General features: G+C 74.7%; 14 protein-coding genes. 9 read left to right on the forward strand and 5 right to left on the reverse strand.

Translation table 11 applies throughout. The features are described from left to right. Window positions 1-148: 148 nt before the first annotated feature. The 3 genes from WME83_RS17530 to WME83_RS17540 form a co-directional block, all read right to left on the reverse strand. Window positions 149-841 carry an oxidoreductase gene (locus WME83_RS17530; protein WP_437320427.1) on the reverse strand — a complete coding sequence of 231 codons (693 nt, stop codon included), beginning with the start codon at window positions 839-841 and terminating at the stop codon, window positions 149-151. 366 nt (window positions 842-1,207) lie between these two features. Next, the gene (locus WME83_RS17535; RefSeq protein WP_437320428.1) at window positions 1,208-1,726 is read right to left on the reverse strand and encodes an NUDIX hydrolase; all 519 of its coding nucleotides are present in this window, start codon (window positions 1,724-1,726) and stop codon (window positions 1,208-1,210) included. Between the two features lie 479 nt (window positions 1,727-2,205). Beyond that, on the reverse strand, window positions 2,206-2,802 hold the full coding sequence (locus WME83_RS17540; protein WP_437320429.1) for an FxsA family protein: 597 nt from the start codon (window positions 2,800-2,802) through the stop codon (window positions 2,206-2,208). 274 nt (window positions 2,803-3,076) lie between these two features. Between WME83_RS17540 and WME83_RS17545 the strand changes: the two genes are divergently transcribed. Both WME83_RS17545 and WME83_RS17550 read left to right on the forward strand, forming a co-directional pair. Beyond that, window positions 3,077-4,621, forward strand: coding sequence for a lysine 5,6-aminomutase subunit alpha (locus tag WME83_RS17545; RefSeq protein WP_437320430.1), 1,545 nt, complete (start codon window positions 3,077-3,079; stop codon window positions 4,619-4,621). 323 nt (window positions 4,622-4,944) lie between these two features. Continuing rightward, window positions 4,945-5,679, forward strand: coding sequence for an OAM dimerization domain-containing protein (locus tag WME83_RS17550; RefSeq protein WP_061621541.1), 735 nt, complete (start codon window positions 4,945-4,947; stop codon window positions 5,677-5,679). Window positions 5,680-5,715: 36 nt separating this feature from the next. On the opposite strand, the gene WME83_RS17555 is transcribed toward WME83_RS17550, so the two are convergent. Further along, complete coding sequence (locus tag WME83_RS17555; RefSeq protein ID WP_437320431.1) at window positions 5,716-6,513, reverse strand: J domain-containing protein; 798 nt, start codon at window positions 6,511-6,513, stop codon at window positions 5,716-5,718. A gap of 263 nt (window positions 6,514-6,776) precedes the next feature. Between WME83_RS17555 and WME83_RS17560 the strand changes: the two genes are divergently transcribed. The 7 genes from WME83_RS17560 (at window position 6,777) to WME83_RS17590 (ending at window position 14,817) form a co-directional block, all read left to right on the forward strand. After that, a complete protein-coding gene (locus tag WME83_RS17560) occupies window positions 6,777-7,622 on the forward strand; it encodes an SDR family NAD(P)-dependent oxidoreductase (RefSeq protein WP_437320432.1) in 846 nt (281 codons plus the stop codon). A 315-nt stretch (window positions 7,623-7,937) separates the two neighbouring features. Then, window positions 7,938-9,686 carry a hypothetical protein gene (locus WME83_RS17565; protein WP_437320433.1) on the forward strand — a complete coding sequence of 583 codons (1,749 nt, stop codon included), beginning with the start codon at window positions 7,938-7,940 and terminating at the stop codon, window positions 9,684-9,686. Window positions 9,687-9,730: 44 nt separating this feature from the next. Continuing rightward, window positions 9,731-10,234, forward strand: a complete 504-nt coding sequence (locus WME83_RS17570; RefSeq protein ID WP_437320434.1) for a T3SS (YopN, CesT) and YbjN peptide-binding chaperone 1 — start codon at window positions 9,731-9,733, stop codon at window positions 10,232-10,234. A 20-nt stretch (window positions 10,235-10,254) separates the two neighbouring features. Further along, window positions 10,255-11,592: a hypothetical protein gene (locus WME83_RS17575; RefSeq protein WP_437320435.1), complete on the forward strand. Its 1,338-nt coding sequence runs from the start codon at window positions 10,255-10,257 to the stop codon at window positions 11,590-11,592. Window positions 11,593-11,776: 184 nt separating this feature from the next. Then, window positions 11,777-12,676 (forward strand): carboxypeptidase regulatory-like domain-containing protein, encoded by a 900-nt coding sequence (locus WME83_RS17580; RefSeq protein ID WP_437320436.1) that lies wholly within the window; start codon window positions 11,777-11,779, stop codon window positions 12,674-12,676. Between the two features lie 365 nt (window positions 12,677-13,041). Beyond that, complete coding sequence (cyoE, locus tag WME83_RS17585) at window positions 13,042-14,040, forward strand: heme o synthase (RefSeq protein WP_437322009.1); 999 nt, start codon at window positions 13,042-13,044, stop codon at window positions 14,038-14,040. A gap of 60 nt (window positions 14,041-14,100) precedes the next feature. Continuing rightward, window positions 14,101-14,817 carry an SCO family protein gene (locus tag WME83_RS17590; RefSeq protein ID WP_437320437.1) on the forward strand — a complete coding sequence of 239 codons (717 nt, stop codon included), beginning with the start codon at window positions 14,101-14,103 and terminating at the stop codon, window positions 14,815-14,817. A 16-nt stretch (window positions 14,818-14,833) separates the two neighbouring features. Here the strand turns inward: WME83_RS17590 and WME83_RS17595 are convergent, their stop codons facing one another. Further along, window positions 14,834-19,261 carry a sigma 54-interacting transcriptional regulator gene (locus tag WME83_RS17595; RefSeq protein ID WP_437320438.1) on the reverse strand — a complete coding sequence of 1,476 codons (4,428 nt, stop codon included), beginning with the start codon at window positions 19,259-19,261 and terminating at the stop codon, window positions 14,834-14,836. Window positions 19,262-19,301 lie beyond the last annotated feature (40 nt).

A 19,301-nucleotide genomic window follows, 5' to 3' on the forward strand; every position in this document is an offset into this window, starting at 1 on the left:
AGCGAGCGCCGTGCCCGCCGCGAGCCCTAGCACTTTCGTGGGCTTGCGTCGCGCCGGGGGTGGCGGCGCCATGGCGGCGCGGGGGTCGCCGTGGGGTCCGCCGCCGGCCTCGCGCCGCCGGCGCGCGCGCGCCTGGGCGGCGCGGCGATCAGGCCTGGACCACGCCGAGGCCCTTGGCGAGCGCTTCCATGTCGTCGAAGTGGTAGACGTGGCGGCCGGGGCTCCCCTGGAGCGCGGCCGCGACCATCGCGCCGGCGACGGTCCTCGCGTCGATGGGGCGGTACCTGCGGAGGCCGCCCTTCATCGTGAACCGGAGCGTCTGCGCCGCCGCGACGCCGATCGCCTCGCCCTTCCTGACCTCGCCCCGCTCGCCGAGGAGCAGGCTCGGGCGCAGGACGTGGACCGCCGCGAAGCTCGCCCCCGAGAGCTCCTGCTCCAGCTCGCCCTTCACGCGCAGGTAGAAGCTGGTCGAGCGCGGATCGGCGCCCACGGAGGAGACCAGGACGAACTGCTTCACTCCCGCCTTCTCGGCGAGCCTGGCGATGGTGATCGGGTAACGATAGTCGATCTGGTAGAAGGCCTCTTCGGAGCCCGCTTTGGCGATGGTCGTCCCGAGCGCGCAGAACACGTCGGTGACGCCGGCGAAGTCCGCGCCGTCCAGCCGATCGAAGTCGACGATTCGCTGGGAGAGCCGCGGGTCCTCGATCGGGGCCGGGCGGCGCAGCAGGGCGACGACCCGCGCGTACGCGGGTTGCTGCACGAGGAGGCGCAAGCAGTGGCCGCCGACGAGGCCCGTTCCTCCCACGATGAGAGCTGTCTTGTCGACCGTCATGGATTCCATGTTCCTGCGGAATCACCTGCGGAGGGCGCCGCCGCGGGGATCCACAGCCGTACCGCGCAGCGTAACCCAAGCGGCGCGCGAACCATAGCGGCCGGCTTCGGGCGCCGCGAGCGGACGGCCGGCGCAGATCCCCTACGGTTCCTTCCGCTTCCGCTCCAGGTTCCCCGGTGTGCGCGGGCGCCGCATCGCCGCGGCCGGCTCCCCGCTTTCCTGCGAGCTCTCTCCGGGCCGAGATCGCCACAACCGGGACAGATCACCCGACGGAGATCGCTGGCCTGCGCGGCGGCGGCGCTCGTCGTGGCGGGAGGCCGCGAGGGGGGGCGGGGCCCGCTCGCGCGACCGGCGAGGGGCCCCGCGGCGCGCTGCTCACGTGATCGGCGCGGGGGCGACCTTGGGCGCGAGCTTCGCGCGCTGGGCGTGGAAGGCCTTGATGGCCATCGGAATGAGCTGCTCCCGGTGCTTGGGCACCATGTTGTTCGGCAGCTGCTCGACGGGCCACCAGGCGCCGGTGGCCGGGACCTCGGCGAGCTTCGCCTGATGGACCCGGGAGAGCATCCAGCCGCGCGCGGCGGCCGAGAAGTAGTCGCCGACGAACGTGAAGTCGGAGATCGTCATTCCGACGCGGTGGAGCACGTGCTCGGGCTGCTCGCCGGGCGAGAGGACGCTGCCGGGGCAGCACCACGCTCCGGGGCTCGACTCCGACGCTCCGCGCTGGGTCAGGAGGACCTCGAGCGCGCCGGAGTCCGCGTTCTTCCGGAGGCACACGGCGTCGGCGGCGAGGTGGATGGGCAGCCGGGAGATGGCGTTGATCAGCGAGCTGCCGAGAGGCTCCCTCGGATCGACGTGCCCGAGCAGCCAGCCGGCCATGGACTTGATGAGCCTCATCGCGGGACCCTCCGCGAGGGCAGGGCGTGGGGCCGCTGGCGCATCGCCGCGCGGGCCGCGCCCAGGTGAGCGCGCCCGTTTCGTTCGGGGCCGGACGCCGTGTCAGCGCCGTTCTTCGCGCCGCTACCCGGGCGGCGCGGTGGGTTCGATGGGATCGCAGTTCGAGTTGGATCTAGCATAGGGGGTTGCTGCGTTGGATTCCTTGTGCGTTGTCGCGGGACGTTGTGTGGGCTCAGATCTTCATGTCGTTTCTCCTGAGATGTCGGACCTCTCCGACGACGTTGAACAGCCTACAATGGGCATTGTTTCTTTGTCGTTTCATTCATGCAGCCCGCGCGTGAATCATCATTGGATGTTGTTGCTTGCGCGTTTCGCCGGGGCCCGACGCGGGAGTTCAGGCGTCGAGGGCCAGAGTCGCTCGTGCGCGGAGGGCGCGGGCGCGCGCGTGCGCTCGCCGGAGCGCCGATGTCATTGCGGTGTCAGCGGGGCAGTCGTCGCGTCTCTCGCGCTGGCCCGCCGCGCTCGTCCTCCTCGGTCACCTCCGCCTCGACGTCGATGACCTGGCCAGACGCCGGCCACGCCGGCCGCTCGCGGGGCGCGCCGGGGCGCGCTCTGCCGCGTCCGCCGAACGGCCCGCCGCTGAGGTCGATGACCCTCATGCTGAAGAACGCCCCGTCGACCGGGCCGAACCCGCCGAGGCCGGCGGCGGTCGCCGCGGCCGCGCGCCGCTCGAACCGCTCGCGCACGGCCGCCGCGATCCGGCGGCGCGCGGGCGGGAACAGGAGCACGAGGCCCGCCACGTCGGTCAGCACCCCCGGCGTGACGAGCAGCGCCGCGCCGATGAGCACGAGCAGCCCGCCGGTGAGCCCCTCGTCCGGGACGCGGCCCTCGGCCATCGCGCCCCGCCAGGAGGCGAGCACCTTGAGCCCCTCGCGCTTCGCGAGCGCTGCCCCGAGGACGGCCGTTCCGAGCGCGATCGCCACCGTCGGCCAGAAGCCGATGCGGTCGCCGATCGACAGGAGCAGCCAGAGCTCCAGGATGGGGACCGCCGTGAAGAGCAGGATGAGCTTGCCCATGCCCCCCGTCTAGCGCCGCCCGCCGCGCGGCGCACGCGCGGGCCCGCCCGCCGATGCCGCGCGCCGCGTCGCCGATGCCGCGCGCCGCGTCGCCGATGCCGCGCGCCGCGTCGTCGATGCCGCGCGTCGCGCCCGCGTCGCCGACACCGCGCGCCGCGTCGCCGATGCCGCGCGCCGAGCGCGCCGCTCGCGGCCGGCTGCTCCGGCGCGGCGCTGGCGCCGGAGTACCGGTCGCGGTGAGAGTGCGCTAAGACCGCCTGCCCCGGAGAAATCCATGACGACCGTCCCCGTGGAGCAGGAAAAGGTGGAGGCGTGCCGCGCGTTTGCCGCCGACATCGCGGACGAGGTGCAGCGCTTCATCGACCGCCACACCACGGTCGGCGTCGAGCGCACGGTGGCCCGGGCCTACGGCGTGGTCGGCGCCGACGCGGAGGGGACGCCGCTCGTGAACGCGCTCGTGGATCGCATCCACAAGGCGGGGCAGCTGGGCTGGGGCGTCGCGTACCACCTCGGCCGGGCGCTCTGCGAGGGCGCCGCCTCGGTGCAGGAGGCGGCCGAGGCGCTCGCGTTCAGCGAGGCGGCCGACTTCGGCGCGGGCCCGACCGCGGCCGAGGCGCGCGGCGCGCTCGAGGCGGCGACGCGGGAGGCGATCGCCCGGATCGACCGGGCCCGCGAGGAGCGCGAGGCCAACAAGGCGGCGCACCGGGTCGGCGTGGCGCCGCTCAAGTACGTCATCGTCGCGACCGGCAACATCTACGACGACGCCGTCCAGGCCAAGGCCGCCGGCTTCGCCGGGGCCGACATCGTCGCCGTGATCCGGGCGACCGCTCAGTCGCTCCTCGATTACGTCCCGGAGGGGCCGACCACCGAGGGGTACGGCGGCACGTACGCGACGCAGGAGAACTTCCGGATCATCCGCCGCGCCACCGACGAGGCGACCCGCGACACGGGCACCTACCTGGCGCAGACGAACTACTCGTCCGGCCTGTGCATGAGCGAGATCGCCTGGATGGCGGCGGTCGAGCGGCTCGACATGCTGCTCAACGACGCGATGTACGGGATCCTGTTCCGCGACATCAACATGCAGCGGACGTTCATCGATCAGTACTTCTCCCGCCGGATCATCGCGAGGAGCGGGATCGTCATCAACACGGGAGAGGACAACTACCTCACGACCGCGGACGCCGTCGAGAAGGCCCACACGGTGCTCGCGTCGCAGTTCATCAACGAGGCGTTCGCCCGGCGCGCGGGGCTGCGCGAGGAGCAGATGGGCCTCGGCCACGCGTTCGAGATCAACCCCTGGCTCGAGGACAGCCTCCTCTTCGAGCTCGCCCAGGCCCAGCTCGTCCGGCAGATCTTCGACCGGCACCCGATCAAGTGGATGCCGCCCACGAAGTTCAAGACGGGCGACATCTTCCACAGCCACGTCCACGACGCGATGTTCAACCTGGTCGGGATCACGACCGGCCAGTCGATCGAGCTGCTCGGGATGTTCAGCGAGGCGATCCACACACCGCTCCTCATGGACCGGTATCTCTCGCTGAAGAGCGCGCGCTACATCTTCACGGCGGCGCGCCACCTCGGCGACGAGATCCAGTGGAAGCCGGGCGGCATCGTCGAGACGCGCGCCCGCGAGGTCCTCGACAAGGCGCACGCGCTCCTCGGCGAGGTCGAGCGGGAGACCCTCTGGGACGCGATCGGGCGCGGCGCGTTCGGCGACGTCAAGCGCACGCGCACCGGGGGGAAGGGGTACGCGGGCGTCGTGGCCCGGCACCCGGAGTACCTGAATCCGATCCTCGAGGTGCTGGAGCGGTCGTAGGTCGCCCCGCCTCCCTGCGCTGGCGGGGCGGCGGGAACGGAAAGCGGACCGCCGAGACGCCAAAGACGCCAAGATGCCAAGACGCGAGATCTCTGGTTCTCTTGGCGTCCTTGGAGTCCTGGCGGTTCATCTCCTCCCGCACCGGAGCCGGGCGTGAACCGTTACCGGAAGCCGCCTCACTGACGTCTTCAAAAGGCATTCTTCCTGTCCTCGCGGGCCGCTGCGCGCTCTCTCCGCCGCGCGATGGCCCTGGCCACGCGAGGCCGCCCGGCGCTACTGTTGATGGGGATCGGCCCCTTCCGACCGGTGAGACCGAGGTGAGCATGACACAGCGAAACATCCTGCGTGCGTATGGCGATCGCGAGGGCGACGGGATGGTCCAGATGTCGTTCACCCTCCGCGTCCTGCCGGGCGACCGCGCGCGCGAGGCGGCGAAGCGGTTCGCGGAGGCGCACGGGCTGCGCGAGCCTCTCGTCACGGCCATGGAGCAGGCCAGCCGGGAGCACACCTATTTCGTGGTGTACGGCCACTCCCAGCACGGGGTCGACACCTCGGACATCGAGGTGGAGGAGCTCGCGGCTCAGCCCCTCACGCGCGACCAGATCGAGGAACAGGCGAAGAAGCTCGGCCGCAAGATCGTGGTCGTGGGCGCCTGCACCGGCAGCGACGCGCACACCGTGGGGATCGACGCGATCCTGAACTACAAGGGCTTTGCCGGAGAGAAGGGCCTCGAGAGCTTCAAGTGTTTCGACGCCCACAACCTCGGCGCGCAGGTCGAGAACGCCGAGCTCTGCGAGCGGGCCAAGGCGCTCGGCGCCGACGCCATCCTGGTCTCGCAGGTGATCACGCAGCGGAACTGCCACAAGGAGAACGCGGCGGCCCTCGTCGAGATGGCGACGCGCCAGGGCTTCCGGGACAAGGTGATCCTGCTCCTCGGCGGCCCGCGCATCGACCACAACCTGGCCGTCGAGCTCGGCTTCGACGCCGGCTTCGGCCCCGGCACGAAGCCGATCACCGTGGCGTCGTTCCTGGTCGAGCGCCTCGTGGGCAGGGTCTAGGCGGCAGGCGACGCGCCGGCGGGCGGCAGGCGGCGATCAGGCGACGAGCAAGTGGTAGGCGGCCGAGAGCTCGGCGAACCGCGCGGTGCGATGCGCGCGCTCGGCGGGCTGCGACGCGCCCCGGTCGGGGTGCAGGACCGCGGCGAGGCGGCGGAAGCTGCGGCGGATCTCGGCCTCGGTCGCGCCCTCGCGCAGGCCGAGCACCTCGAGGGCCCGGCGGCGCGGCTCGTCCACCCGGGCGGCGCGCGGCGCGCTCGACGGCCCGCCGCGCGGGGGCGCGCTCGATGACGATGCGCCGCTCGACGCCCCGCCGCGCGCGGCGCGCCGGTAGCGATCCCGCGCGCGCGGGCGGCCGTGGAGGAAGTCGCTCGGCGAGAGCGGGCCGGTCTGCCGCAGCGATGCGGCGAGCGGCCTCGCCGTGTGGAAGCAGATGGTCGCCTCCTCGATGGCGAAGAGCGCCTCGAGGCGGGCGCGGAGCTGGATCCGGAGCGCGCGCTCGACCGCGCTCTCGGGGATGAGCCCCGCGGCCACGAGCACCTCGCCGGTCCGGCGCCCCCGGTGCGCGGCGACGAGCGCGGCGAGCCGCTGGATCGACGGCTCGGGCGCCGAGCCCTCCTGCGCGAGGATCTCGCCGAGCCGCGGCACCCGGAGCGGCGTCTCGACGGCCGTCACCAGGCCGGAGAAGAGCTGGATCCTGTGCTGCCGGCCGGGCACCGTGGAGCCGCTCGGCGTCCGGAGCTCGCAGAGCTCCAGGAGCCCGGTGGTCCTCTCGCGGTAGAGCGCGCCGAGCAGGTCTCCCAGGGTCGACGTGGAAAGGCGGCTGGGCAGTTGCATCGCGATCGCGGCGTTATCATCGCCGCCCGCGATCGGGCAAAGAAGCGGCGCGGCGCGGGCAGGCGGCCGACGTTCGCGCGCGGATAGGCGGGTAGGTAGGCGGCGCCGCCGGAAGGGTCCGCTCGCGCGCGTTCAGGTCGCGCCGCCCGCGCCCGTCCGCCGGCGCGCACGAATGTGCGCCCAGGTCGCGGCCCGCTGTGCGAAGCTCCGCGCGAAATCGGCCCGGCGCGGCGCGCCGGCGCGCGGATCAGGAGGACTCTGCGATGGGCTTGCTCGACGGGAAGGTCGCGATCATCACGGGCGCCGGCGGCGGGATCGGCCGCGAGGAGGCGCTGCTCTTCGCCCGGGAGGGCGCGAAGGTCGTCGTCAACGATCTCGGCGGCGCGCGCGACGGGTCGGGCTCGAGCGATGCGATGGCGGCGCAGGTCGCGGAGGAGATCCGGGCCGCGGGCGGGCAGGCCGCGCCGAGCTTCGACAACGTGGCGACCCCCGAGGGCGCGGCGAAGATCGTGAAGACCGCCGTCGACGCGTTCGGCAGGGTCGACATCCTGGTGAACAACGCGGGGATCCTCCGCGACAAGACGCTCCTCAAGATGGATGAGGGGATGTGGGACGCCGTCATCGCCGTTCACCTGAAGGGGACGTTCCTGTGCACGCAGGCCGCCGCGAAGCAGATGGTCGGGCAGGGTGAGGGAGGGCGGATCGTCAACACCACGAGCGTCTCGGGGATGCTCGGCAACTTCGGACAGGCCAACTACGCGGCTGCCAAGGCCGGCATCTACGGGCTCACCCGCACCGCCGCGATCGAGCTGCAGAAGCAGCGGATCACCGTCAACGCGGTCGCGCCCATCGCCAAGACCCGCATGACGGAGGATCTGCCCATGTTCCAGTCGGCCGGCGACACGCTCACGCCGGCGCACGTCGCGCCCGCGGCGCTGTTCCTCGCGTCCGACCTGTGCGCCGACCGGACCGGCAACGTCCTCGCCGTCGCAGGCGCGCAGATGTACATTTACAAGGTCGTTCAGAGCCCCGGAAAGTTCAAGGACGAGGGCGGTATCTGGACGGCGCAGGAGATCGCGGAGCACTGGGACGCGATCAACAAGCTCTGATCGCGCCGCCCGCCGAGCGCGCGGCGCCGAGGGCGGCGGGCGCGGGCCCATGCGCGCGCGGGGTGCCCGCGCGCGCGGCGGCGGACGCGGCAGAAGCGAGCGCCCGGCGCGCGCCGACCGTTGCTGTGCTGATCCCCGGATGCTAGGTTCGAGGCGCTTCCTGGGTGCGCTTTTCGCATCGGCGTACTGGTGTACTGTTCGAGCAGGTCGTTCACGCGGAGTCTGGAGGTGCCACCGGTGACCGTCGTTCGCTGCTGTTCCGGCTGCGCCGCATCGCGCGGTGCGGCCTCTGCGGCGCGGAGGCGCTGAGCGACCATGTCGCGCGACGCCGCCCACATCCCGCTCGCCCTGTGGGTCTGCGCGGCGATCGTGGCGCACATGGCGGGTGGCGGGGGCGCGGTCGAGGTGGCGCAGGTCATCGAGGATCGGGCGCAGCTCCGCCGGATGGTCCACGCGGTGCGGGAGGGCCTCCGCCCGGCCGACACGACGTTCGAGGTGCTGACCGACGGCGTGGCGGCGACGCCGCCTCCCGCCCCGCTGGCGCCGCCGGAGCGGTCGCCGGACGGCGAGCCCGACAAGGACGCGCCGCCCGAGCCGCAGCAGAAGCCCGAGCCGACCAAGGCGGAGACGACGCCGCGGAAGCCGCCGAAGGCGGAGCCGCCGCGCCAGGCGAAGGCGCCTCCCAAGAAGCCGGAGCCGCCCAAGGAAGAGGTGGCCAGGGTCGTGCCGGTCCAGCCCGCGCCGCCGCCGCCGCCGCTCCCGGCGGATCGGAGGATCGCCGTCCGCCAGCACGTCGAGAAGAACCAGGAAGACAACCCCGAGGCGAACCGGATCGCGGACGACGCCAACAAGGTCGCCGAGGAGACCATGGCGCAGATCCGCTCGAAGGATCAGGACGATCCCACGCCCACGCCCGGGAGCCCGACCGGCCCGCGCGGGCCGGCGGACAAGGTCGGCGACAGCGACCACGATCACAGCGCCCACAGCGAGGAGCGCGCCGGCAACGAGCAGCACGCGCCCGGCGAGAAGAGCCCCGACAGCGAGAGCGCGGAGCACCACAGCCCACCGTCCCCGGCGCAGGCCGCGCAGGCGCCTCGGGCGGCGCCGCCGCAGAGCGTCCCGGGCGCGACCGGCGGCGGCCGCGTGGCGCAGGCGCCCGCCGCGCCTGCGCCGGAGAGGGGCGCCGCGGGCGGCTCGGGCCCGGCGTCGCCCGAGGTCGTCGACGGCTCGCGCGGGGGCTACACCCTCAATCCGGCGAACCCGGGCGGCGACGGCAAGAGCCGCGTCGCCGGGAAGAAGGCGACGCCGCAGCCCTATGAGAGCCCGGTCCGCGTCGGCTCGATCGGCCTCGGCGCGCCAGGGCTGCCCGGCGGCCCCAACCTCAACCTGAACATGGCCGGCGTGCAGGCGGCCGTGGGCAACGAGAAGCTCAGGGCGGAACGGGCCTCGGACGGCGCGTCTCGCAAGAGCGCGCACCGGGGCTCGTGGGAGACGACGGACAAGTGGAAGAAGTGGCGCGCCGCGATCGAGAACTACGACCCCTCGGTCAAGCCCGGCAACCAGACGTCCCTCAACGCCGCGCGGGTGCCGTTCGCGACGTACATCAACATGATCCACAACCGGCTCCACCCGATCTTCGCGGAGGAGTTCCTGGCGTCGCTCGAGAGCCTGCCCTCGGGGCACGCGTTCAACCAGAACCGGGTCACGCACGTGGAGATCGTGCTGAACAAGGACAGCGGCAGCATCGTGCGCCTCGGGGTCACGAAGCCGAGCGGCATGACGGCGTTCGACATGGTCGCGCTCAACTCGGTGCACCGCGCGTCACCGTTCGGAAAGGCGCCGGACGCGATCGTCTCACCCGACGGCAATGTGTACTTGCACTGGGAGTTCCACAGGGATCCGTACGACGCGTGCTCCACCCGCAACGCCCGCCCCTTCCTGCTGAAGGCGGCGTCCGACGCCGCCCCGGCCGAGCCGGCGCCGGTGCGCAGGGCGCCGCGTCCCGTCCCGGGCGACGAGAAGACGCTGGCGCCACCTGGGCCGCTGCTTCCGCTCCGTCGTTAGGTCCCGGCTCTGCACCGGGACCGCGGCGATGTATCCTCGGCGGCATGTCGAAGGATTCCGACGCGGCCGTTCAAGTGACCAACGCGCGCATCGAGGCGGCGCTCGCGGATTCTCCGGCGTTCACCCGGATCGAGCCGCATTTCTATGTGGTCCGCCAGGGGACCGCGTACGTCTACCTGCACGTCCTGCCCTGGGCGCCGGATCGCGCGCTCGTGCGGCTCGTGGCGCAGCTCGCCCGCGGCGTCGAGATGACGCCGGATCTCGCGATGAAGCTGCTCCGCCTGAACGCGCGCATCCGCTTCGGCGCGTTCGGCTACGTCGCGCAGGGCTCCTGTGTGGTCATCGTGCACACGCTCCTCGGCGGCGAGACGCTCGACGCCGAGGAGATCCTGGTCGCCCTCCGAGATCTGTCGGTGCTCGCGGACGAGTACGACGACCGCATCGTCGAGGAGGCCGGCGGCCAGCGGATGCAGGACCTGATCGACGCCTCGGCGACCGCCGCGGTCTTCACCGATCTGGACGCCCCCCGCGCCTGGGACAAGGGCTGAGCGACGGGCCCTCTTTTTCAATGCTCCTCAACATCGATCTTCCCCCCGAAGCCCCTCCTCCCTCCGCCGCACCGGACCCCGCGCCCTCGCCCCGCCGCGAGGAGGGCGGCGACGCCCCGCCCGCCGAAGGGCGCGCGTCGTCCGCCGAGCGCGCTGAAGGGCGCGCGCCGTCGGCCGCGCCGGCCGAAGAGCGCGCGTCGTCCGCCGAGCCGGCCGAAGGGCGCGCGTCGTCCGCCGCGCCGGCCGAAGGGCGCGCGTCGTCCGCCGAGCGGCCGCCGCTCGCCGGCCTGCCCGTGCTCCGGCTGATCCGGCCGCTCGCCGTCCTCGCCCTGCTCGCGATGATCCTCGGCCGCATGCTCGCGCCCGCGATGGTCGGCCTCGCGGTGGGCATCGAGCGCGCCGCGCACACCGTCGAGCTCGCCGGCGCCGGCGCCTCGCAGCTGTTCGCGATCGGCGCGATCGTCACCGCGATGGCGCTGATCGGCGCGGTCGTGCGGAGCCGCGTCCCGTACGCGCTGCGGATCGCCGCGATCGTGGCGGGCAGCTTCGTCATCCTCGTCGTCCTGCACGCGACCGTGCAGCGCGTGCCCGATCTCTCCGCCGCGCTGATCGGCGTGAGCGCGGCGATCCTCGCCGTCGGCAGCGCCTGGGAGGCGCTCCGCGTCCCGTTCATGCGGCCCGTCGCGGCCGCGCTCGGGCTCGTCGGCGCCTCCGCGCTCGTGCGGCTCACCGGCGTCCTCCTCGCCGTCTGGGCGAACGACCGCGGCTCGAAGGCGCTCGCCGGCGCGACCAGCTCGGTGGCGACGGCCGCGTTCGCGCTCGACGCGCTGGCCGTCCTCGTGGCGACGGTCGCGCTCGGCGCTGGCCGCGAGGCGCGCCCGCGCGAGGCCGAGCCGCCGCGGCCGCGCCTCGTCAGCCCGCTCTCGCTCGCGGCGCTCGCCTCGGCGCTGCTCGCGACCCGGGCGGCGCTCGCGGGCGCCTCCGACGACGCGTCCGTGGTCGAGGCGCTCTTCCGCCGCGCGCTCGACCGGCTGCTCACGCGCCCCGCGCCGGTCGTGCCGCTCTCGATGCAGCTCTTCGCCGCCGCGCTCGCGGTGGTGGTCGTCGCGCTCGCGCTCATCGCGCCGCCGCGGCTGCCCGCGCTCGGCGGCGCGCTGGCGCTGCTGCTCGTCGCGCGCAGCGCCCCCGAGGTGCCGCTCGGGGCGCTGTCGCTGGTGATCGCCGCCCTGTGCGTCGCGCTCGCCGCGCGCGACGAGCGCGGCTTCTGGGCGGCCGTGCTCGCGACCGAGCGCGAGCGCCCCTCGAGCGCGCTCCCGGGCGCCGGGAAGCCGGACGCGACCGGGGGCGCGTCCGGTTGACGCGAGCGACGACACTCGTTAAGCACGCCCTCGCCGCGCGGGGATCCGCGCGCAGCGTTCCACCTGATGCTCGCCGCCGGGACGGCGCGGGAGCCGTCCGGTCCCGCCGGTCTCTCCCGCTCACCGGGCCGCGCGGGGCGCGGCCCAGGCTCGCGTGGCGCGCCGTGGGCACGGGAGAGTCCTCATGCATCGTCGCGATCTCGTCTCGCTGTCCACCCTCGCGCTCGCCGCGCTGACGCTCGGCGCCGGGTGCCCCGAGGAGCCCTCGCGGCCCGCCGGCGGCGCGGCGGCGACGTCGAGCGCGGCCCCGCCCGTGGCCTCGGCCGAGAAGCCCAGCGCGCCGCCCAACGCGCCCGAGGCGCCGAAGGCGACAGAACAGGCGGCCGCGCCGCCCGTGCCGCCCACGCCCGAAGCCAAGGGGACGATCAAGGGGGTCGTCAAGCTCACCGGCAAGCCGGTCGAGATGAAGGTCCCGGCCGCGCGCAAGGACGCCCCGGTCTGCCAGGAGAAGGACGTCGTGCACAACGCTGTCGTCGTCAACGACGGCAAGCTCAAGGACACCCTCGTCCGCATCGCGGTCGGGGGCGTGCAGGGCAGCTGGAAGGCTCCCGACGCCCACGCCGTCGTCGACCAGAAGGACTGCATGTATGAGCCGCGCATCCAGGGCGTGGTCTCCGGGCAGCAGGTCGACATCAAGAACAGCGACCGGACGCTGCACAACGTGCACACCTACAAGGGCTCTGAGACGCTGTTCAACCAGGCGCAGCCGCGGGGCGCGGACCCGCTCACGAAGTCGTGGAGCGACGGCATCATCAAGCTCACCTGCGACATTCACCCGTGGATGCGTGGCTTTGTCGTGGTGACGGATCACCCGTTCTTCGCGGTGAGCGGCGGTGACGGATCCTTCGCGATCGAGAAGGTGCCTGCCGGCAAGTACAAGCTCGAGGCGTGGCACCCCCGCTATGGCCTCAAGACGGCCGACGTCACGGTCGCGGACGACAAGCCCGCCCAGGTCACGTTCACGTACGCCGGCACCGAGCCTGAGCCGGCGGAAAACAAGGACGAGCTCAAGGGCCTCTGGTGAGCTCCCTGGCGGCGCTCGCGGCGGGCGTGAGCGCGCCCGGGGCCGCCCGGTTGGCGGCGGGCAGCGCCGGGGAGCGAGCTTCCCTGGCTCGCGCGACGCGAAGAAAGACGCTGGGGCGTCGCGGCGGTTGCCACTCGGCCCCTCGTGCCCTAAAGGGAAGCGGCGACAACGGTCGAACTCGACTCCCCGAGCCGCGTTGCGCGCGCTAGTCTCCCGGCCCCGATGCTGTTCTCACCCGCCACCCGCGCTCAGGCGATGACGTCGTTTTCCGGCCTGGCTATCCCGCCTACATGGGTCTCTGGAGGTGCCGCGCGGTCGCCGCGCGGCGCGAGCGCCGGCCGCCGCGGCGAGGTGCGCGCGTGACCATGAGCGTCGAGCAGGCCACGGAGCGGGCCCCGGTCCGTTACATCCGCCAGGCCGAGGCTTCCGAGAGCGACGGCTCCGCGCTCCCCGCGAGCGCGCGCCCGCTGCTCAAGGTAGCGGCCGATCTGGTGAGCCTCACCAAGCCGCGCATCACGAGGATGGTGGTCGCCACGATGCTCGGCGGCATGTGGGTCGCGAGCCGTTACCTCCGCGCCGGGACGGGCGGAGAGGGCGCGGTCGACCGCGCGGCGGTCCCCGTGACCCAGCTCGCGCTGGCGCTGCTCGGGACGGTCCTCGTCGTGTCGGGCGCCAATGCGCTCAACATGTACATCGAGCGCGACACCGATCGGCTGATGGAGCGGACGCGGAACCGCCCCTTGCCGGCGCGGCGGCTCACGCCGGACGTGGCGCTCTGGTTCGGGATCGCGCTCTCGGCCAGCTCGATTCCGCTGCTGGTGTTCGGGGTGAACGCGGTCACCGGCGCGCTCGCCGCGCTCGCGCTGCTCAGCTACGTGCTCGTCTACACCCCGCTCAAGCGCAAGACGACGCTCTCGCTGCCGATCGGCGCGATCCCCGGCGCCATCCCGCCGCTGCTCGGGTGGACGAGCGTCACCGGGCAGATCGACGCGCCCGGGTTCCTGCTCTTCGCCGTCATGTTTCTCTGGCAGATCCCGCATTTCCTGGCGATCTCGCTCTTCCGTCAGGACGAGTACCGGCGCGCGGGCCTCAAGGTGCTGCCGCTCGAGAAGGGCGATCACACGACGTGGCGCCACATCGTCGGCTATCTCGCGCTGCTCATGGTCGCCTCGATGCTCCTCGTCCCGCTCGGCGTCGCGGGCCCTGTCTACTTCGGCGTCGCGGTCCTCCTCGGCGGGGCCTTCTTCGCGCTGGGCGCCTGCGGCCTGCTCGCGGGCACCAAGGCGCGCTGGGCGCGCCGGGTCTTCTTCGCCTCGATGGTGTACCTGGTGCTCCTCTTCGCCGCGCTGATGGTGGGCGCCTGAGCGGCGCCCGCCGCCTTGACGCGCCTGGGACCGGCCCTTAAGCGTCCGCGAATGGTTGCCATGGAGCCGACGCGCCAGGCGAACGGCGCTCCTCCCGCAGAAAAACCGGCCAGCGAGCTGCCTCCGTCCGTCGGCGCCCGCGCGCCGACGCCCCGGCGCAGGGCGCTCACCCGGCGGCCGCTCTTCTGGGTCGCGCTCGTCGCGCTCATCGGGCTCGCCGCGCCGTTCTTCGTCGGCCGCGCGGTCCGCGGCCACGCCGCGGAGGCGCCCGCGGTCCGCATCCCGCTGCCGGCCTTCGCGCTGACGGACCAGCGCGGCCAGCGGTTCGGCCTGGAGCAGCTCCGGGGCCGGGTGTGGATCGCCGACTTCATCTTCACGACCTGCCCGACCGTCTGCCCCAAGCTCACGCAGCGCATGAAGGAGATCGAGCAGCAGGGGCGCGATCTCGGGGACGCGCTGCACCTCGTGACGTTCACCGTCGACCCGGAGAACGACACGCCGGAGGTGCTCGCGGCCTACGCGGCGTCGCAAAAGCTCCCGCTCGAGCGCTGGACGTTCCTGACAGGCCCTCTCGATCAGATAGAGTCGACGATCCTCAAGGGCTTCAAGATCGCGATGGGCAAGCAGGAGACGAGCCCGGGCCTCTTCAGCATCTTCCACGGCGAGCGCCTGGTGCTCGTCGACCAGGAGGGCGTGATCCGCGGCTATTACGAGGCGAACGACGAAGGGATCCCCGCGATCCTGCGCGACGCCGGCGCCCTCGTGAAGCAGCGGTGACGCGCCCGGGCTCGCCTCACGCCTCGATGGCGAGCCGCTTGATCATCTTCTGCAGGCCGAACCTCGACAGCCCGAGCAGCTTGGCGGCCTGCGTCTGGTTCCCGCGCGTGCGCTCCAGCGCGTCGCGCACGAGCTCCGTCTCCAGCGCGTCGATCCTCGCCCGGACGTTGAGGCCGAGCTCGCGCGGCGCCCCGCCGCCGCCGTGCGCGATCTCGGGCGACAGGTGCTCTCGGTCGATGGTCCCGTCGCAGAGCACGATCGCCCGCCGGATCTCGTTCTCCAGCTGGCGCACGTTGCCGGGCCACCCGTAGGCCGAGAGCCGCTCCATCGCCCCGCGCGTGACCCGGACCGGGCCGCGGCCGTGCTTCGCGACGAGGTGCTGGACGATGAGCGGCACGTCCGTCGCGCGCTCGCGCAGCGGCGGCACCCGGATCGTGATGATGTTCAGCCGGTAAAACAGATCCTCGCGGAAGGCGCGGGCGCGGACCAGCGCCTCCAGATCGCGGTGGGTCGCGGCGATGACGCGCACGTCGACCTTGCGCGCCCGGTCCGAGCCGAGCGGCCGCACGAGGCCGTCCTCGAGCACGCGCAGCAGCTTCGTCTGCATGGCGAGGCTCATCTCGCCGATCTCGTCGAGGAACAGCGTGCCTCGATCCGCCACCTCGAAGAGCCCGGCCCGCGGCCGATCCGCGCCGGTGAACGCGCCGCGCACGTGCCCGAAGAGCGCCGACTCGAGCAGCCCCTCCGGGATCGCGCCGCAGTTCTCGCTCACGAACGGGCGCGCCGCGCGCGGGCCGTTGTGGTGGATGGCCCGCGCCACGAGCTCCTTGCCGCTGCCGGACTCGCCGTGGATGAGCACCGGCACCTCGGACGCGGTCACGCGATCCACGAGGCGCAGCATCGCGCGCACGGCCTCGCTCTCGCCGATGATGGCGTCGTACCGGTAGCGCGTGTCCCGGCCGCCGCGCGCCCTGGCGAGCTCGAGCGCCGCCGCGTCGAGCTCCGCCTCGCGCCGCGCGAGCTCCCCGGCGAGCCGCGACGAGGCGCGCTCGGCACGGCGCACGGCGCGGCGCAGCTCCACCTGCGCGCGCGCGTCGGCGATCGCCAGCGCCGCGACCGAGGCGATGGTGCGCGCCCACCGGAGCTCCTGCGCCCCGAACGCGCCGCGGCGCACGCGATCGTCGAGGTAGACGACGCCGAGCGCGTCGCCGCGCGCGATGAGCGGTACGGCCAGCACGCTCCGGAGCTTCAGCGCGTGCACGCTGCGGTGCACGCTCGGCAGCTCCCCCGCGGCGTCGACGGCGACGACCGGCTCGCGCGCCTCCAGGGCGCGGCGCGCGAGCGTCTCCGACAGCGCGAGCTGCTCGGCGCCGAGGCGCGAGCGCGCCAGGTTGCGCGCCGCCCGCGGGACGAGGCGCCCGTTCGGGGCGCGCAGGAGCAGGAGCCCCCGCTCGACCCCCGTCCAGAGCACGAGCGCGTCGACGACCCGGTCGAGCAGCGGCGCGAGGCGCTCGCGCTCGCCGAGCGCGCTGACGAGCGCCTCCAGATCGCGCGCCTGCTCGGGCCCGAGGCCGGCCTCCGGCAGCGCCCGCGCCCGGGCCACCCACGGCAGCGACCGCACCGCGCCGGCGAGCCCCGGCGCGCCCGGCGAGCCGGCCGTGGCCCCCGCCTCCCCCGCGTCCGCGGTGCGCCCGCAGAGCTCGCGCGCGGCCTCGGCGAGCGCCGCGAGCACCCGGTGCGCGACGTCCGTCTGGCCAGCCTTGACCGCGAGCGCGTGCGCCGCCGCGAGCGCCGGGCCGCGCGACGCGATCGGCGCCCGCGCGCCCGCGAGCGCGGCGAGCGCGGCGAGGACGCGGTCGCTGCGCCCGCCGTCCGCCGCCGGGCGCGCCGCGCCGCCCTGCGGAGGGGCCTCGGCCGGGGCGCCGCCGACGTCGTCCGCGGCGAGCGCGCGCGCGGCGCGCGCCCCCCACCAGTCGAGCCGCGACGCCGCAGCGAGATCCGGGCCGCTCGCGAGCTCGTCGAGCTCCTCGACGCGGGCGGCGTCGATCTCGCCCGCGCCGTGGCGCAGGAGCCGCGCAGCCGCCCGGAGCGCGTCGTCCGCGGATCCTCCGGCGAGGAGCGCCGCCGCGCGCTCCGCCGCCGCGCGCGCGCCTTGGAGCGCGCCGGCCTCCGCGCCCGCGACGCCGTCGCCGCCGCGCGCGGCGGCCACGTCCGCGATCGCCCAGAGCGCGTAGGCCTCCGCCTTCGCGTCGCCCGCGTCGCGGGCCCGCGCGATGGCGTCCTCGGCCGTCCGGCGGGTCTCGTGCGCGAGGCCCGCGGTGGCGTAGGCGGCCGCGCACGCGAGCAGCGCGCGCGCCGCCTGAGCGGGCCGGCCGAGGTGCTCCCAGAGCAGCGCCGCGCGGGTCGAGGTCGCGATCGCGCCCTCGAGATCGCCGAGATCCACCGCGGCCGCCGCCTCCCCGGTCCGGTAGGTCGCCTCCTCGAGCACGGCCCCGGCGCGCACGGCGTAGTCGACCGCGGCGCTGAACGACGCGTGCGCCCGCTCCGGATGGCTCGCGTGCAGCGCGTACCCGCGCACGGCGGCGATCCGCGCGAGCTCCTCGACCGAGCTCGCGAGCGCCTCGCCGCGCGCCACCTCGGACAGCGCCCGCGCGGCGTCCCCGCGCAGCGCCGCGATCAGCGCGCGCACCTCGCAGAGCGGCGCGGTGGCCGCCTCCCCGGCGAGCGCCTCGGCAGCGCCGAGCGCCCCCGCGTCGATCGCCATGCGCGCCAGCACCGCGGCCGCGCGCCCGTCCGGGTCCGCACCGGCCTCGATGGCGGCGCGGGCGCGCTCCTCGGCGAGCGCGCGATCCCCGGCGCGCCGCAGGACCTCGGCCGCGAGCGCCGCGGGCTCCGTCGCGCCCCGCACGGACGCGCGCAGCATCAGGCTCCGCGCGCGCCCGAGATCGCCGCGCAGCCGGAGCGCGTTCGCCGCGGCGACGACGAGGCTGGCGGGCGCGTCGTCGCGCTGCTCGATCGCCTCGAGCGCGAGCGGATCCGGCGGCACCCGCGCGATCGCGAGCGCCAGCTCCGCCGCCTCCGCCGCGGAGGTGGCCTGCGCCGCGGCGCCCCCGCTATCGCGCGCCTCCCCGGCGGCTCGCCGCCGCGCGCCGCGCCCCAGCACGGCCGCCTCGACGTCCGCGAACGTCCAGGCCCGCGGGGGGACCTGCCGCGCCAGGGCGACGAGCGCGTCCGCGAGCGCGCGCTCCGGTGCCGCCGCGAGGGTCGCCATCGGCCACGCCGCGGCGCTGGTCCCCACGAGCGCGGTGAGCCACCGCGCGACGTGGTCCGGGCCGAGCCGGCCCAGCCACGCCCCGTCGCCCTGCGGCGCGCCCGCGCGGGCCGCGACGGCGCCCGCGCTCTCGAGCGCGCGCGCCCGCTGGACCACCGCGAACGCGTCCGCGAGCCACGAGGCGACGTCGTCGCGCACCCCGAGCGCCGCCTCGAGCTCGTGCCGCCGCAGGCGCAGGTAGGCGGCGCGCACGCGGCGCGCGTCGCGGTCCTGCCGATCGCGCTCCTCGCCCGGCGCCCCGGGATCGCGGCCGGCGCGCGCCGGCTGCGCGCCGGCGAGCGCCGCGCGGGCCGACTCGGTGACCCACGCCGAGGACGGCCGCGCCCCGGGTGAAGGCGACAGGAGGGCCCTGCAGATCGCGTCGAGCGCGGGCCCGGCCGCGCTCGGCGCCGCCACCGCGGCGCGCGCCGCCTCGATGGGATCGCCCGCGGCGGCCACGCCGGGGAGCGCGATCTCGGCGAGCAGCGTCCCCAGCGCGAGCAGATCCCTCGCCCGCGCGTCCCCGAGCTCCGCGTCGTGGCGCGCGAGGTACCTGAGCGTCGCCCCGTCCACGGAGGTCTCGTGGATCGAGCAGGCGAGCCCCAGGTCGATCATCCCGATCCGCCCCTCCGGCGTCAGGATCAGGTTCTCCGGCTTGAGATCCCCGTGGGCGAGGCCGATGCCGTGCAGATCGCCGAGCGCCTCGCCCGCGTCGCGCGCGACCGCGAGCGAGAGCGCCGCGCGCTCGCCCTGGGGCAGGCCGCGCACGGCCTCCGCGACGGATCGCCCCTCGAACCAGCGCATCGCCACGAACGCGCGCCCCTCGGCGCCGGGGGCGCCCTCGACGCGCGCGGCGCCGGCGCGCGCCGAGAGCCAGCCGACGTCGACGAGCTCCGGCAGCCGCGGCGAGAGCGCGAGCGCCGCGTGCAGCGCCTCGCGGGCGAGCGCCCGCCGCGCGGCGGCGCGCTCCTCCGCGGGCGCGCCGAGGCCCTGCCGCTCGATCTTGAGCGCCACCACGCCGCCGCGCTCCTGGTCGACCGCCCTCCAGACCTCGGCCGACCCGCCCGACCCCGCGAGATCCAGCAGCCGGAAGCGCTCTGCCAACCGAGGTGTCACGGTCGACGGCTCGCTCATCCCGGGAATGCTCCTGGGCGGCGAGGCACCTGTCAACCTG

It is taken from the genome of Sorangium sp. So ce385, assembly GCF_051474135.1.
In the GTDB taxonomy this organism is placed as follows: domain Bacteria; phylum Myxococcota_A; class Polyangia; order Polyangiales; family Polyangiaceae; genus Sorangium; species Sorangium cellulosum_D.